Annotated in this window: 12 protein-coding genes; 7 read left to right on the forward strand and 5 right to left on the reverse strand. The window is 72.2% G+C overall.

Annotation, left to right across the window (positions count from 1 at the left end; genetic code table 11):
- The first annotated feature begins 1 nt into the window (after nt 1).
- From ATC03_RS05045 to ATC03_RS05075, 7 genes are all read left to right on the forward strand, one after another.
- Entirely contained in the window at nt 2-709 is a 708-nt protein-coding gene (locus tag ATC03_RS05045) for a hypothetical protein (protein WP_067873912.1), read from the forward strand.
- Nucleotides 706-1908 (forward strand): alpha-L-fucosidase, encoded by a 1203-nt coding sequence (locus ATC03_RS05050; RefSeq protein WP_067873915.1) that lies wholly within the window; start codon nt 706-708, stop codon nt 1906-1908. Before ATC03_RS05045 ends, ATC03_RS05050 begins: the two co-directional genes overlap by 4 nt.
- 156 nt (nt 1909-2064) lie before the next feature.
- Nucleotides 2065-3789, forward strand: a complete 1725-nt coding sequence (locus ATC03_RS05055) for an FAD-dependent oxidoreductase (RefSeq protein WP_067873919.1) — start codon at nt 2065-2067, stop codon at nt 3787-3789.
- 56 nt (nt 3790-3845) lie between these two features.
- Nucleotides 3846-5945: a beta-galactosidase gene (locus tag ATC03_RS05060; protein ID WP_084003298.1), complete on the forward strand. Its 2100-nt coding sequence runs from the start codon at nt 3846-3848 to the stop codon at nt 5943-5945.
- Nucleotides 5942-7063 (forward strand): glycerate kinase, encoded by a 1122-nt coding sequence (locus ATC03_RS05065; protein ID WP_067873925.1) that lies wholly within the window; start codon nt 5942-5944, stop codon nt 7061-7063. The genes ATC03_RS05060 and ATC03_RS05065 overlap by 4 nt, the downstream gene beginning before the upstream one ends.
- 295 nt (nt 7064-7358) lie before the next feature.
- Nucleotides 7359-7712, forward strand: coding sequence for a GntR family transcriptional regulator (locus tag ATC03_RS05070; protein ID WP_067873929.1), 354 nt, complete (start codon nt 7359-7361; stop codon nt 7710-7712).
- Nucleotides 7709-8785, forward strand: coding sequence for a DUF1648 domain-containing protein (locus ATC03_RS05075; protein WP_074400972.1), 1077 nt, complete (start codon nt 7709-7711; stop codon nt 8783-8785). The genes ATC03_RS05070 and ATC03_RS05075 overlap by 4 nt, the downstream gene beginning before the upstream one ends.
- 153 nt (nt 8786-8938) lie before the next feature.
- On the opposite strand, the gene ATC03_RS05080 is transcribed toward ATC03_RS05075, so the two are convergent.
- The 5 genes from ATC03_RS05080 to xylA all read right to left on the reverse strand — a co-directional run bounded on the left by ATC03_RS05080 (nt 8939) and on the right by xylA (nt 15263).
- Nucleotides 8939-10234 carry a sugar ABC transporter permease gene (locus tag ATC03_RS05080; RefSeq protein WP_084003299.1) on the reverse strand — a complete coding sequence of 432 codons (1296 nt, stop codon included), beginning with the start codon at nt 10232-10234 and terminating at the stop codon, nt 8939-8941.
- Entirely contained in the window at nt 10231-10983 is a 753-nt protein-coding gene (locus tag ATC03_RS05085) for an ATP-binding cassette domain-containing protein (RefSeq protein ID WP_067873935.1), read from the reverse strand. The genes ATC03_RS05080 and ATC03_RS05085 overlap by 4 nt, the downstream gene beginning before the upstream one ends.
- A gap of 199 nt (nt 10984-11182) precedes the next feature.
- Nucleotides 11183-12244 carry a sugar ABC transporter substrate-binding protein gene (locus ATC03_RS05090; RefSeq protein ID WP_067873938.1) on the reverse strand — a complete coding sequence of 354 codons (1062 nt, stop codon included), beginning with the start codon at nt 12242-12244 and terminating at the stop codon, nt 11183-11185.
- A 326-nt stretch (nt 12245-12570) separates the two neighbouring features.
- Nucleotides 12571-13965 carry a xylulokinase gene (locus tag ATC03_RS05095; protein WP_067873941.1) on the reverse strand — a complete coding sequence of 465 codons (1395 nt, stop codon included), beginning with the start codon at nt 13963-13965 and terminating at the stop codon, nt 12571-12573.
- A gap of 107 nt (nt 13966-14072) precedes the next feature.
- Nucleotides 14073-15263, reverse strand: coding sequence for a xylose isomerase (gene xylA / locus ATC03_RS05100; RefSeq protein WP_067873944.1), 1191 nt, complete (start codon nt 15261-15263; stop codon nt 14073-14075).
- Between the last annotated feature and the right edge of the window lie 112 nt (nt 15264-15375).

Below are 15375 nucleotides of genomic sequence, written 5' to 3' on the forward strand. Positions count from 1 at the left end.
GATGTCTGGAGCAGCCGAACGCGCCGCCCGCCACGCCGCGGCGACGGGCAGCGGTCCGACGCGCGACGACGCGGCGGGGCAGGTCAGGTTCCCGGGCGCGAAGAGCGCGTTCTGGCTGCTCGGCGAGGTGCTCGTCATCGGCGTGCTCATCGCGATCGTGTCGCTGCCGATCATCACGCTGCCCGCGGCGCTCGCCGCCGGCGTGCGTCATCTCCGCCGGTTCCTGATGGCCGAGGACTCCGGGCTCGGGTGGTTCTGGCGCGACGTGCGCTCGGCGCTGCTCGGCGGCACGGCCGTGGGCGCGGCATCCGCGGTGCTCGCGCTGATCCTGGTGCTCGACCTCGATCTGGCAGGGTCGGGTGCGCTGCCCGGCGGGCAGCTCATCGCGGTCGTCGGGTGGGTCGGACTCGCCGGCCTGGTGCTCGCCCTGTTCGCGGCATCCGGTCGCTGGGCGCCCGAGACCGGCTGGCTCGCTGCCCTGAGGTCGGTGCCGGGCGTGCTGCGCGGCGACCTCGCCGGAGCGGCGTACCTGTTGGCGACCGCGGTGTTCGCCGGGGTCGTCACGTGGCAGCTGTTCCCGCTCGTCATCCCTGCGCTCGGCTGCATCGCCCTCGCGATCGTGGCCGTGCCAGAGCGCCCGCGTCGCCGACGCGACGACCTCGGTGACGGCCGCGAGGGTCGCGACGGCGGCGGCGGCCGCGACGCATGACCGCCGCACGGCCGCTGCCCGACTGGGCGCGCGAGGCGAGCCTCGGCTTCTTCGTGCACTGGGGCGCCTACTCGGTGCCGGCCTGGGCCGAGCCGTCGGGCGCGCTCGGCACCGTGCCCGACGACGAGTGGTTCGCGCACAACGCCTACGCCGAGTGGTACGCCAACACGATCCGCATCGAGGGTTCGCCGGCCGCCGAGCACCACGCGCGCGAGTTCGGGGGCGCGCCGTACGACGCGCTCCTCGATGCGTGGCGGGCGGAGTCGTACGACCCCGCCGATTGGGCACGGCTGTTCCGCTCGGTCGGCGCCGACTACGTCGTGCCCACCACGAAGCACCACGACGGCATCGCCCTCTGGGACGCTCCGGGCTCCGGTGACCTCACGACCGTCGCCCGCGGGCCCCGTCGCGACCTCATCGGCCCGCTCGCCGAGGCCGTGCGCGCCGAGGGCATCCGGTTCGGCGTCTACTACTCGGGCGGCCTCGACTGGGCGTTCACCGGTGGCCCGCCGCACCGCTCGAGCGCGGACATCGAGCTCCAGCGCCCGAAGGACGCCGACTACAACGACTACGCGTTCGCGCACGTCGTCGACCTCATCGAGCGGTACGCGCCCGACCTGATCTGGAACGACATCGACTGGCCCGATGCGGGCAAGCGGCCGGGGCCCCGCTCGATCGAGGCACTGCTCGCCCGGTATCGCGAGGCCGTGCCCCACGGCGTCGTCGACGACCGCTGGGGCGCCCCCGTCGGCGACTACGCCACGAGCGAGTACGCGCACGACACCGACCACGAGACCGGCACCGGGTGGGAGCACTGCCGCGGCCTCGGCTTCTCGTTCGGCTACAACCGCGTCGAAGACGAGTCCCTCACGCTGAGCCCGCGGGAGCTCGCCCGCCTCTACGCCGACGTCGTCTCGCGCGGCGGGCGCCTGATGCTCAACGTCGGACCGACGGCCGCGGGCGAGATCCCGGCCGTCCAGCGGCGCACGCTCGAGGGCGTCGCACCGTGGATGACCGCGATCAAGCCGCACACGCTCGGCCGCCGCATGCTCCGCGCCGACGAGGTCGAGGTGACGGATGCCGCGTGGTGGCGCGCCTGGGCCACGCCCGACGGCATCGTGGTCGTCGTCGACGCGCCCGCGGCATCCGTTCGCAGCGTCGACGGGCGCCCGATCATCCGCATCGTGCTGCCCGACTGAGTCGACCGGCTCGTGGACGGTGCCCGCCGCGCCATGCCCGCGATCTGGGGTGCCCGCGGTCATTGACCGTGCCGCCCGCCGCGGATACGGTCGCATGGTGCGAGTGACGGGCGGGGCCAGGACGCGGTTCGGATCGACGACGCAGCGGGTTCGCGCATGATCACGACCGACGTGCTGCGCACGATCCCGATCTTCGCGCCCCTGCCCGATGCGACGCTCGACTACCTGGCCGGAGTGGTCGAGGACATCCAACTCGTGGCGGGGGAGTACTTCGCGCACGAGGGCGACGAGCGGGCGCTGTTCGTCGTCGTCGAGGGCGGCGCCGAGATCACGAAGGTCGTGAACGGCGACGAGCGCGTCATCGGCACGCGCAGGCCGGGCCAGTTCTTCGGCGAGGTGCCGATGACGCTGAGCACGCCGTTCCCGGCGAGCGGACGCGCGGCGGCGGGCGGGTCGACGGGCGCGGGTGGCCCGACCGGTGCGACCTCGCGCATCATCAAGCTCGACGTGACCGCGTTCTACACGCTCGCGGCCATGGCGCCATCGGTTCCCGCACGCGTGGCCGCGCTCGCCCGCCGCTACCTGGACTCGCTCCAGGTGATCGCCGCCGAGGTGCCCGAGACCGACATCCGCCTCATCGGACCGCGCAACGAGGCCAGGACGCACGCGATCGCGCGCTTCCTCACGCGCAACCAGGTCGCATTCGATCGGGTCACGACCGAGGCGGTGGGCGGCCCGGCGGTGGGCAGTCAGGGCGGGGCGGATGCCGCGGCATCCGCATCGCCGGTGCTCGAGGCGGCCGGCGGGGTCAGGCTCGTCGACCCGGGCATGCGCGAGGTCGCCGTCGCCGTGGGGCTCGACGTCGAGCCGTCGGCCGACGAGTACGACGTGGTGATCCTCGGAGCCGGGCCCGCCGGCCTCACCGCGGCCGTGAACGGGGCGGCCGAGGGCCTGCGCACGGTCATCATCGAGTCGCTGGCCCCGGGCGGCCAGGCCGGCACGTCGACGCGCATCGAGAATTACACGGGGTTCCCGTTCGGCATCTCGGGCGACGACCTCGCGAGCCGGGCGCTGAAGCAGGCCAAGCGCCTCGGTGCCGAGATCGTGGTGACGCGCACGGTCGAGGCGATCCGGCCCGCGGCGGGCGGCGGGGCGTCCGGTCACGTCATCGTGCTCGACGGCGGCGACACGCTCCGCGCTGCGGTCGTGATCGTCGCCACCGGCGTCGAGTGGCGCGACCTACCGGTGACCGGGGTCGAGCGGTTCCTCGGCAACGGCGTCTACTACGGCGCGGCCCGCAGCGACGCCGCCGTCGCCAAGGGAGCCGACGTGTGCATCATCGGCGCGGGCAACTCGGCCGGGCAGGCGGCGCTGTTCTTCTCGCGGCATGCGCGCTCGGTGACGATGCTCGTGCGGGGCGAATCGCTCGAGGCGAGCATGTCGCGCTACCTCATCGACCAGATCGGGTCGCACGGCGGCATCGGCGTCGAGACGCGCAGCGAGGTCGTCGGGCTGCACGGCGCCGAGGCGCTCGAGGGGGTCGACGTCGTCGACCGGGCGACCGGCGTGACGACCCGGCGCGACGTCACGGTCGTGTTCGTGATGATCGGCGCCGATGCGGTCACCGGCTGGCTGCCGCCGGAGGTGGCCCGCGACGAGCGCGGCTACGTCCTCACGGGGGCGGATGCCGCGGCGAGCGGTTCCTGGCCCGAGCTGCGCCGTCCGTTCGCCCTCGAGTGCAGCACGCCGGGGGTCTTCGCGATCGGCGACGTGCGCTCCGGGTCGGTGAAGCGGGTCGCGGCCGGTGTCGGCGAGGGCGGCATGGCGATCGCGTTCGTGCACCAGTTCCTCGCCCTGCAGCGGGCGCCTGTGCAAGCCTGAGCGAGCCCCGGGTTACGATGGGGAATACGCTTTCCCATCCAACGACGGAGGACCACGTGCACTACGGCGCCGACTACAACCCCGAGCAGTGGCCAGAGGAGATCTGGCCCGACGACGTCGCGCGCATGCGCGAGGCCGGGGTCACGATGGTCAGCCTCGGCATCTTCTCGTGGGCGCGCATCCAGCCGCGCGAGGGCGAGTTCGACTTCGCCTGGCTCGATCGGGTGATCGACCTGCTGCATGAGGGCGGCATCGCCGTCGACCTCGCCACGGCCACGGCCTCGCCGCCGCCGTGGGCGAGCGCCGCGTATCCCGAGCTGCTCCCGCAGGACGAGAACGGCGCCACGTACTGGCCGGGCAGCCGCCAGCAGTTCGCCCCGTCGTCGCCGGTCTACCGACGCCTCGCCGGCGAACTCGTGAGCGCCATCGCCGAACGGTACTCGCGGCATCCGGCCGTCGTCATGTGGCACGTCAACAACGAGTACGGCTGCCACCTGAACATGGACTTCTCGGATGCCGCGCGCGACGCGTTCCGTCGATGGCTCGCCGACCGGTACGGTGACGTCGACGCGCTGAACCTCGCGTGGGGCACGAACTTCTGGGCGCAGCGCTACCAGTCCTTCGACGAGGTGTTCCCGCCGCGCAGGGCGCCCTACAGCCACAACCCGGGGCAGATGCTCGACTACCGGCGGTTCACGAGCGACATGCTGCTCGAGTGCTACCTCATGGAGCGCGACCTCATCCGCGCCGCGGGCGCCACCCAGCCGATCACGACGAACTTCATGGGGGCGTTCAAGCCGGCGAACTACGAGCAGTGGGCGCCGCACCTCGACCTCGTGAGCGACGACTGCTACCCCGATCCGAACGACCCAGAGAGCTACCGGGCGGCCGCGTTCCAGCGCGACCTCGTGCGCTCGCTCAAGCCCGAACAGCCCTGGGTGCTCATGGAGCAGGCGACGAACGCGCTGAACTGGCGCCCGTCGAATGCGCCGAAGGCCCCCGGGCAGATGGCGGCGCTCAGCGCCCAGGCGATCGGGCGGGGCGCCGACGGCATCCTGTTCTTCCAGTGGCGGCAGTCGCGCGCGGGCGCCGAGAAGTTCCACTCGGCGATGCTGCCGCACGCAGGCACCGAGACGCGCACCTGGCGCGAGGCCTCGGCGCTCGGCGAGACGCTCGCGGCCCTGCCCGCGTTGCCGGCACCGGCACGAGGCGACGCCCGCGTCGCGATCGTCTTCGACTGGGAGAACTGGTGGGCCGTCGAGGCCTCCGACCACCCCATGAACGGCATCGACTACGTCGCGGCCGTGCAGCGCTGGTACCGCGCCCTGCACCGCCGCCACGTGCAGGTCGACCTCGTGCCGGCCGCGCGCGCCGACGACCGCTACGACCTCGCCGTCGCACCGTTGCTCGGTCTCGTGCGCGAAGCGGATGCCGCGGCGCTGACCTCGTTCGTCGAGGGCGGCGGGCACCTGCTCGCCGGTCCCTACACCGACGTCGTCGACGAGGCCGACCGGTTCCGCGATGGCGGGTTCCTCACCCAGCTCGGCGACGTGCTCGGCGTGCGCCTCGAGGACTTCGGCGCGCTGGTCGCACCCGACGCGCCCGCCGAACAGCCCGGCGAGCGGTTCGCGCCCTTCGGTGGATCGCTCGCCGGTGGCGCCGTGCTCGAGGAGTCCACCGGCACGCTGCTCGCCGAGGAGATCCACGTCACGGATGCCGCGGTCGAGGCCTCGTTCGTGGGCGGGCGCCTCACCGGCCGACCCGCACTCACGGCTCGCCGTCACGGGCGCGGAACCGCGCGCTACCTCGCGACCGTGCCCGACGAGCGCGGAACGCAGTCCGTCGTCGATCACGTGCTCGCCGCGGCCTCCGTCGCCCCCGTCGTGGCCGGCCTGCCCGAGCACGTCGAGGTCGCACGGCGTGGAGACGTCGTGACCGCGATCAACCACGGCGGGCCGACGGCGACCGTGCCGCTCGCGGGCACCGACCTCGTCACCGGTGCCGTCGTCGACGGCCTCGAACTCGCGGCCTGGGAGTGGGCGATCGTGCGCGAGGCCGGAGCCGCGGCCGGCGGCTCGGACGCCGATGCCGCCACCGCCGACGCGCCTGCCCGCACGGCCGCGAGGGTCGGCGCCATCCTCGGAGGCGGCGCATGAGCCGCCGCGTCGTCTTCGCGCCCGACTCGTTCAAGGGCACGGTCGACGCCGCCGACGCGGCCGCGGCGCTGGCCCGCGGATGGCGCGCCGAGCGCCCCGACGACGAGCTCGTGCTGCGGCCGATGGCCGACGGCGGCGAGGGCACGCTCGACGCGTTCGCGGCCGCCGTTCCGGGCGCCGAACGCGTGGCGCTCGAGGTCGCGCCGCCCGCGCCGGGGCAGCCCGTCGTCGGCACCTCGTGGCTGCGCCTGCCCGACGGAACCGCGGTCGTCGAGCTCGCCGCGACCTGCGGGCTCGGGCTCGTCGACCCGCTGCAGCCCTTCGACGCGCACACGAGCGGCTTCGGCGAGGCGATCGCGGCGGCACTCGATTCCGGCGCGACCCGGCTGCTGCTCGGGCTCGGCGGCAGCGCGTCGACCGACGGCGGAACCGGAGCGCTCACCGTGCTCGGCGCGCGCTTCCTCGACGGCGACGGGCGGCCGGTGCTCCTCGGCTCGCGCGGACTCGCGTCGGTGGCCTCGGTCGACCTCTCCGGGCTGCGCGCCCTGCCGCCCGGCGGCGTGCTGATCCTCGGCGACGTCACGAACCCGCTGCTCGGCCCGTCGGGCGCCGCGGCCGTCTTCGGCCCGCAGAAGGGTGCGGATGCCGCGACCGTCGACGTGCTCGAGGCGAACCTCGCTCGACTCGCCCCGCTGGTGGAGGCCGCGGTCGAGCCGCCGGCGAGCGGCGCGCTCGCCGAGGCGCCCGGCTCCGGTGCGGCCGGCGGCACGGGCTTCGGCCTCCTCGCCTGGGGCGCGAGCATGGGCGCCGGCGCCCGGCTCGTCGCCGAGGCCGTCGGGCTCGCCGATGCCCTCGCCGGAGCCGACCTCGTCGTCACGGGCGAAGGCCGCTTCGACGGGCAGTCAGAGGCGGGCAAGGCGCCGACCGAGGTCGCGGCGCTCGCGCGTGCTGCAGGCGTTCCGGTGGCGCTCGTCGCGGGCTCCATCACCGCGGATGCCTCCGCCTTCGCGGCCTCCGTCGCGCTCGTCGACCTCGCCGGGGGCGGGGCTGCGGCCATGGCCGAGCCCGTGCGCTGGCTCGAGGCCGCCGGCGCCGCCCTCGCCCGCGAGCACGCCTGACCCGCGAGCACGCCACCCTGCGGGCACGCCTGCCTTGGGGGCACGCCTGCCTGGGGGCACGCCTGCCTGGGGGCACGCCTGCCTGCGGGCGGGCACGCCTGCCTGCGGCATCCATGGATCAGGCAGGCCGCGACGGCCGAACTCCGGAAGCGAGCGGCGACACGCGGCCGGTGCGCGCGCTGACCCGGAGTGTCGGCCGCCGGATCCGGAGAACGGCTGCACCTGGATCGACGGAGATGCCCTGGCAGACGAGACCAATTTGACTTGTTCTAGTGGTAACTAGAACAATAGTGCCGTGATCATCCGCATCGACCCCGCCTCGAGCACGCCGCTGTTCGAGCAGCTCGCGCGTGCGGTGCGCGGCGAGATCCTCGCAGGACGCGTCGGCGCAGGTGATCGCCTGCCGGCAGCACGAGATCTCGCGGTCTCGCTCGACGTGAACCCGCACACCGTGCTGCACGCCTATCAGACCCTGCGCGACGAGGGGCTCATCGAGCTCCGTCGCGGACGCGGCGCGGTCGTTCGCGCCGCCGCACTCGAACTCGAGGAGACCCGGCGCCTCGCCGCCGAGCTCGTCACCGTCGCACGCGAGCGCGGCGTCGCCCCCGACGCCGTCCTGGCGCTCGTGAGAGAGGAACTCGACCGATGACCGACCCGACCCGCCGCGACGCCGTGGACCCCACCGGCAGCTCCGACTCCACCGCACTCGACGGACTCGACGCACGCGACCGGCGCGACCGCCGCGAACGCCGCGTCGTCTGGGCCGTCGTGGTGTGGATCCCGCTCGCGATCGTCGCCGTCACCACGCTCGTGCAGCTGCTCTGGATCCCGCGCATGCCCGACGAGATCGCCGTGCACTTCGACGCGACGGGCCGGCCCGACCGGTGGACCACGCCCGGCCGGGCGGTGCTCGGCTCGGCCATGATCTCGCTCAGCCTCGTGCTCGCCCTCGCCATCGCGACCTTCGGCGGGGCCAGGGCCATGCGCCGGACCGAGGGCCGACCCGTGCGCTACCTCGCGCGGGTGCGCCCGACCGCCGTCTTCGCGCCCGCGACGACGGTCGCCGTCAGCGGCATCATGCTCGCGCTGTACGGCCTGCAGCTCGAAGGGGTCGAGGCGCCCGCCTGGTCGGTTCCCGTCGCGATCGTCGGCGGACTGCTGCTCGGCGCGCTCGTCGGATGGATCGCGTGGCGCGTGCTGCCCGCGCCGGATCGCTCGGCGTCGGACGCTCCCGCGGCGACGCCCGCGCTCGACCTCGCTCCGGGAGAGCGAGCCGTGTGGACCGAGACCTCGTCATCGCCGTGGCTCGTGGCGTTCCTCATCGGCCTGGCCCTCGCGGTGACGGCCGTGCCGCTCGTGCTCGCGCCGGAGGCGTGGTGGCTCTGGGTACTGCTGTTCGTGTTCGTGCTGCTGCTCGCGACGACCGCCTGGATCCGTGTCACGGTCGACCGCAACGGCCTCGTCGTGCGCACGCTGCTCGGGTTCCGGCTCTCCCGTGTGCCGCTCGACCGCGTGATCTCCGCAGCCGACGTCGACGTGCTGCCGGCCGAGTTCGGCGGGTGGGGCTTCCGGTTCGACGTGCACGGCCGGCGGGGCATCATCATCCGGTCGGGCGAGGCCATCGAGGTCGAGCGAGCGGATGCCCCGCCCCTCGTCGTCACGGTCGCCGACGCCCGCACGGGCGCCGCGTTGCTGAACGCGCTGGCGGCCGCGAAACGCTGAGCCGCGGCATCCGTCACGTCGAACCGGAGCCTCGGAACCCGAACCACGGACACTGAGCCCGGGCATGAGAACGGGCCCGTGCGGGGACAGCGCACGGGCCCGTTCGGTTCGGGAGGCCCTGGTCCGGAGGGGCCTGGTTCGGAGAGGCGGAGGTCAGGTGCGCAGGATCGACCCACCGGCGCGCTTGCGCGAGACCGCGTCGACCGTGGCCGCGAGGATCAGCACGCCGCCGGTCACCGCGTAGTTGACGCCGGCCGGGAGGTTCAGCAGGCCGAGTCCGTTGGTGATGACGGCGATCACGAGCGCGCCGATCGCCGCGTGGATGAGACGCCCGCGACCGCCGAAGAGGCTGACGCCGCCGACGACGGCCGCCGCCACACCGCTGAGCACGATGTCACGGCCCGCCGCGGCATCCACCGATCCGACCTTGCTGATGCTGAACAGGCCCGCGACGACCGCGAGCGAGGAGCACACGATGAACGCGCACCAGCGGATCATCGCGACCTTGACGCCCGAGCGTCGAGCCGCCTCGGCGTTGCCGCCGACCGCGTAGATGTAGCGGCCGAACTTCGTGCGGTCGAGCACGAACGTGCCGAGCCAGAGGATCGCGAGGGTGATCGGCACGACGATCGGCACGCCCTCGATCGCCTTGAACCCCGTGCCGCGGTTCTGGTTGAGGATCGCGATGACGATGCCGCCGAGCACGGCGATCGTGACGAGCTTGGCCCACACGAGCGCGATGGTGCGGTTCGGCACCCCGGCGCGCGTACGGCGTGCGCGGTCGAGGAACGACGTCGACGCCGAGACCGCGAGCATCACGAGGAGCATGACCCAGCCGGCCCACGGGGGCAGGTTGCTGTTCTGGATCGCGAGGATCTCGGGCGTCTCGACGCGGTACAGGCCGCCCGCGCCGATGATGATGAGCTCGAGGCCCTGGAACCCGAGGAAGAGGCCCAGGGTCACGACGAATGATGGAATGCCGACCTTCGCGACGAAGAAGCCGATGAACGTGCCGATCGCGATGCCCGTGAGGAACGCGATCGCGAGCGCGAGGATCCAGTTCAGGTTCACGACCGCGATGAGCACCACGAAGATGACCATCGTGAGGCCCGCCGTGACGCCGGCCGAGAGGTCGATCTCGCCGAGCAGCAGCACGAACACGAGCGCCATGCCGAGCATGACGAGGGTCGCGGCCTGGGTGAGCAGGTTCGCGAAGTTGCGCTCGGTGAAGAAGTACGGGCTGAGGATCGTGAAGAGGATGCTGAGCACGACGAAGCCGGCGATCGCGGGCAGGGCGCCCATCTCGCCGCTGCGTACCCGCTGCACGTAGGCGCGCACCTGATCCATCAGGCCGCCCTCCTGCCCGCTGCCGATGAGCTGCTCGGTGCTGAGCGCCGAGAGGGCCGTGGTCGAGTCGGTGGCCGGCGCGCCGGGCTTCAGGCCGCTCATGCGCGCTCTCCTTCGTACGTCTTCGCACCGGTGATGTAGCCGATGACGTCTTCGTTGGTGGTCTCGCTGGTCTTCACCGAGGCGACCATCTGGCCGAGGTAGAGCACGCTGATGAAGTCGGCGACCTCGAACACGTCGACGAGGTTGTGGCTGATGATGACGACCGAGACGCCCTGTTCGGCGAGGCGCTTCACGAGCGCGAGCACCTGGGCGGTCTGGGCGACGCCGAGGGCGGCCGTCGGTTCGTCGAGGATGACGACCTTGGCCTTCTTCAGCACCGAGCGGGCGATCGCCACGGTCTGGCGCTGGCCGCCCGAGAGCGAGGAGACCTTCTGGCGCACCGACTTGACGGTGCGCACCGAGAGCTGCCGAAGGGTCTCAGCGGCCTCTCGTTCCATGAGGCCCTCGTCGAAGGTGCCGGCCGAGAGCTCCTCGCGGCCGAGGAACATGTTCTGCACGATGTCGAGGTTGTCGCAGAGGGCGAGGTCCTGGTAGACGACCTCGATGCCGAGGTGCCCGGCGTCGCGCGGGGTGTGCAGGCTCACGGGTTCGCCGTTGAAGAGCACTTCGCCGCCGTCGTAGGGCTGCACGCCGGCGAGCCCCTTGATGAGCGTCGACTTGCCGGCGCCGTTGTCGCCGACGAGGGCGGTGATCTTTCCGGGGTACGCCGTGAAGTTCACGCCCTTGAGCACATCGACGGGGCCGAAGCTCTTCACAACCCCCTTCAGCTCGATGATCGGCAGGTCCATGCCGGGTCCTTTCTCTGGGGAACTGCGTCGTTCCCGGGGTGCGAAGTGCGAAGTGCGAAGCGCGAAATACGAGGGCGAGATGCGGATGCCGCGTGGCGGCGGTCGGTGCGATAGAGCCGGATGCTCCGCGGGAGCGGGAGGCCCCGGGCCGAGCGTTCGCCCCGGAGCCTCCCACGACCGTGTGTCGGAACGGGCCGGACTAGCCCACGCCGTGCTCGGCGCAGGCGGCCGCCACGTCGTCGGTGCAGATCTCAGCGGCGTCGGCGTTGCCGTCGTCGATGACCTTCTGCACGTCGTCGGGTCCGACGAGCACCGGCGTCACCGCGATGTACGGCGTGCCGTCGTCGAGCTTCTTGTCGACCGTGGGGGTCTCGCCGTTCAGGAGCTTGATGGCGAGGTCGGAGGCGGCTTCGGCCTCGAGCTGGAACGGCTTGTAGACCGTGGCGGTCTGCTTGCCGAGGAGCACGTTCTGGAGGCCGGCGACCGAGGCGTCCTGACCCGAGACGGGAACGGTGAGGCCGTTCTTGTCGAGGATCGTGATGACGCCGGCGGCGTTGGTGTCGTTGGCTGCCCAGACGGCGTCGACCTTGCCGCCGAGGGCGGTCAGGGCCTGCTCGAAGTTGGTCGCGGACTTGTCGCCGTCCCAGACGCCCGTGGGCTCCTGGGCGGGAACGACGCCCGCGGGGTCGAGCACGCTGCCGGCGCCGTCGCGGAACATCTTCGCGTTGCCGTCGGCGGGGTCGCCGCCCATGAAGACGACGGTGGCCGTGGCCGGGTCCTTGCCGGCCGTGGCGAGGCCGTCGAGGATCGACTGGCCCATGAGCGCACCGACCTCTTCGTTGTCGAACGACACGTAGTAGTCGGCGCCTTCGATGGGTCGGTCGTAGGCGATGACGGGGATGCCCTGTTCCTGGGCCTTGGCGGTCACGGCGACGGCGGCGCCGTTGTAGTCGACGAGGAGCATGACGCCGCAGCCCTTGCTGAGCTGCTGGTCGGCGATGGTCGCATACTTGCTGGTGTCGCCCTGCGCGTTCTGGATGTCGGCTTCGAAGCCGGCGTCGGTGATGGCGGCCTCGAGTGCCGGGCGGTCGCCGTTCTCCCAACGGGGCGAGGAGGCGGCGTCGGGCAGGATGACGCAGGCGCGGGTCGCGGATGCGTCGTCGGTGCTTCCGCCGTCGCCGCCGCTGCTGGAACACCCTGCGAGCAACAGCATCGATGCTCCGGCGAGGGCTGTGATCGAGATCAATGAAGCCTTCTTCATCGTTCTCCCCTTCTGACTGGTGAGTGTGCAGGACAATCACTGCTGCCGTGTCTGCACTGACATCGGCATGACGAAACTTACGACCCTGTAAGCAATGCGCGACCCGTGGCCGGATAACGATCGAATAACGCGAAAACCGGATGTGACACGTCACATGAATCGGGAAACCGGTTCCCGTGATCGCGCTCCCATGGGCGCATCCGCATGGGACTGTCACATGCCCTGCGCCGCCCTCGGCCGGAGTCCCGAACGACGGTGCGGCGCCGCCGGAACATTCTTCCGAGTCGAATCGGTTCGGTGCGCGGTGACCGGGGCGCGGAACCGATTCAGCGACCGGCGACGTGCGAGTACTGCTCGCGGATGACGGGTCGATGGTCGCCGGGCAGGGTCGCCGCGAGCTCGATCGGCCACTCCGGGCGGGCGCCGGTGAGCGCCCAGGCGGCCTGTCGAGCCGCCCCGTCGGCGACGTACTCGCCCGGCTCCGGGATCACGACGGGGGCGTCGAACACCTGCGCCGCGATCGCACGCACGGCGGGGTTCTGCGCCGCGCCGCCGATCACGAGCACCCGGTCGACGGTCACGCCGAGGCGCTCGACCGCCTCGAGCCCATCGGCCAGCCCGCACAGCATGCCCTCGATCGCCGCTCGCGCGAGATTCGGGCGGGTCATGCTCGCGAGGCTCAGCCCGTCGAGGTGCGCTGTCGCCTTCGGTAGGTTCGGCGTGCGCTCGCCCTCGAAATACGGCACGAGCACGGCACCGGATGCCGCGGGCTCGGCCTCGAGCGCGAGACGTCCGAGCCCGTCGTGGTCGACGCCGAGCACACGCGCGAAGGCGTCCAGCACGCGGGCGGCGTTCAGCGTGGCCACGAGCGGCAGGAACCGGCCGGTCGCGTCGGCGAACCCGGCGACCGTGCCCGAGGCGTCGGCGACGGCGGCATCCGTCACGGCGAAGACCGTGCCGCTCGTGCCGATCGAGACGACCACGTCGCCGGATGCCGCGTCGAGCCCGAGTGCGGCGGCGGCGTTGTCGCCGGCCCCGGCGCCCACGAGGATGCCGTCGGGCGTGCGCCCCGCGACCTCCGACGGGCCGAGCACCCTCGGCAGGATCGCGTCGTGTCCGAGCGCGCGCACGAACAGCTCGCGGTCGTAGCCGTCTGCGCCCCAGTAGGCCGTGCCGCTCGCGTCGGAGCGGTCGGTCGTGAGTTCCTCGAGTACGGGGCCGAGCGGCGATTCGCCCGCCGGGCCGTAGCCGCGCAGGCGCCAGGTCAGCCAGTCGTGGGGGAGGGCCACCGTCGCGACGCGCGCCGCGGAATCCGGCTCGGCATCGCGAAGCCAGCGGAGCTTCGTCGCCGTGAACGAGGCGACCGGCACGACGCCCGTGCGCCTGGCGTACTCGTCGGCGCCGACCTCGGCGATGAGGTCGAGCGCGGCCTGCGCCGAGCGCGTGTCGTTCCAGAGCAGGGCGTCGCGGATGACCCGGCCCTCGGCGTCGAGCACGACCATGCCGTGCTGCTGACCGCCGACCGAGATCGCCTCGACGCCGTCGAGCCCGCCCGCATCGCCGATCGCGGAGAGCAGGGCGCCCCACCACGCGGCCGGGGCGACCTCGGTGCCGTCGGGGTGCGGCGCGCGCCCGGAGCGCACGAGGGCGCCCGTTGCGGCATCCCGGATCACGATCTTGCATGACTGGGTCGACGAGTCGACCCCTGCGACGAGCGCCAAAGCCCGCCCCTTTCTGTCGGTGGTGCTGATGGAAGTGATGCAGGTACGGGAAAACCCCTGCGCCGTGTTGTCGAACGCGGCGCAGGGGTGGTTCACGGGGGAGAACCTCAGCGCGCTCCAAGGAGGTGCTCGGTGGCGAGCTGCTGCAGGCGCACGAAGCCGCCGCCCTTGCCGCCGAGGTACGCGTCGGCGTCGAAGTCCTCGTAGGCCGAGCGGTCGGCGAGGAACTCGTCGTAGGTCTCGCCAGGGTTCAGCGTCGGGGTCGACAGCTCGAAGACCTTGGCGGCCTCGAGCGCCTCCTGCACCTCGGGGTCGGCGCGGAAGGCCGCGGCGCGTTCCTTGAGCAGCAGGTAGGTGCGCATGTTCGCGGCGGCCGACTCCCATACGCCCTTCTCGTCTTCGGTGCGCGACGGCTTGTAGTCGAAGTGACGGGGGCCCTCGTAGGCGGGCACGCCGCCGGGGCCGCCGTTCTCGAGCAGGTCGACGAGCGCGAACGCGTTGTGCAGGTCGCCGTGGCCGAACACGAGGTCCTGGTCGTACTTGATGCCGCGCTGGCCGTTGAGGTCGATGTGGAAGAGCTTGCCGTGGTACAGCGCCTGGGCGATGCCGGCGGCGAAGTTGAGGCCCGCCATCTGCTCGTGGCCGACCTCGGGGTTGAGGCCCACGAGCTCGGGGCGCTCGAGCGAGTCGATGAAGGCGATCGCGTGGCCGAGGGTCGGCAGCAGGATGTCGCCGCGGGGCTCGTTGGGCTTCGGCTCGATCGCGAAGCGGATGTCGTAGCCCTTGTCGGTGACGTAGTCGCCGAGCAGGTTCACGGCCTCGCGGTAGCGCTCGAGCGCCTGGCGGATGTCCTTCGCCGAGTCGTACTCGGCGCCCTCGCGGCCGCCCCACATGACGAACGTCTTGGCACCCAGCTCGGCGCCGAGGTCGAGCTGGCGGAACACCTTGCGCAGGGCGAAGCGGCGCACGTCGCGGTCGTTGGCGGTGAAGCCGCCGTCCTTGAAGACGGGTGCGCTGAAGAGGTTCGTGGTCACCATCGGGATGATGAGGCCGGTGTCGTCGAGCGCGCCCTTGAGGCGGTCGATCTGGTTCTGGCGCTCGGCGTCGGTCGAGCCGAAGGCGAAGAGGTCGTCGTCGTGGAACGTCAGGCCGTAGGCGCCGAGCTCGGCGAGCTTCTCGACGGCGTGCACGACGTCGAGCGGCTCGCGGGTGGGGCCGCCGAACGGGTCGGTGCCGTTGTACCCGACCGTCCAGAGGCCGAAGGAGAACTTGTCGTCGCGGGTGGGCGCGCTGGCCATGGAGATCCGCCTTTCAGCGTCTTCGATGATTTGTTGGCACGTACAACATAAACCCGGGCTGCGCTGCTTCGCAAGTCTTCCGAGTTCGCAACTTTCGGTCGTAGGATTCGAA

The sequence above is a fragment of the Agromyces aureus genome, assembly GCF_001660485.1.
In the GTDB taxonomy this organism is placed as follows: domain Bacteria; phylum Actinomycetota; class Actinomycetes; order Actinomycetales; family Microbacteriaceae; genus Agromyces; species Agromyces aureus.

Excerpts from the sequence above, each read along its gene's own strand:
- ATC03_RS05055 (WP_067873919.1), top strand. The coding sequence starts at position 2,065 with ATGATCACGACCGACGTGCTGCGCACGATCCCGATCTTCGCGCCCCTG.
- ATC03_RS05050 (WP_067873915.1), top strand. The coding sequence starts at position 706 with ATGACCGCCGCACGGCCGCTGCCCGACTGGGCGCGCGAGGCGAGCCTC.
- xylA (WP_067873944.1), bottom strand. The coding sequence starts at position 15,263 with ATGGCCAGCGCGCCCACCCGCGACGACAAGTTCTCCTTCGGCCTCTGG.
- ATC03_RS05080 (WP_084003299.1), bottom strand. The coding sequence starts at position 10,234 with ATGAGCGGCCTGAAGCCCGGCGCGCCGGCCACCGACTCGACCACGGCC.
- ATC03_RS05085 (WP_067873935.1), bottom strand. The coding sequence starts at position 10,983 with ATGGACCTGCCGATCATCGAGCTGAAGGGGGTTGTGAAGAGCTTCGGC.
- ATC03_RS05045 (WP_067873912.1), top strand. The coding sequence starts at position 2 with ATGTCTGGAGCAGCCGAACGCGCCGCCCGCCACGCCGCGGCGACGGGC.
- ATC03_RS05065 (WP_067873925.1), top strand. The coding sequence starts at position 5,942 with ATGAGCCGCCGCGTCGTCTTCGCGCCCGACTCGTTCAAGGGCACGGTC.
- ATC03_RS05075 (WP_074400972.1), top strand. The coding sequence starts at position 7,709 with ATGACCGACCCGACCCGCCGCGACGCCGTGGACCCCACCGGCAGCTCC.
- ATC03_RS05090 (WP_067873938.1), bottom strand. The coding sequence starts at position 12,244 with ATGAAGAAGGCTTCATTGATCTCGATCACAGCCCTCGCCGGAGCATCG.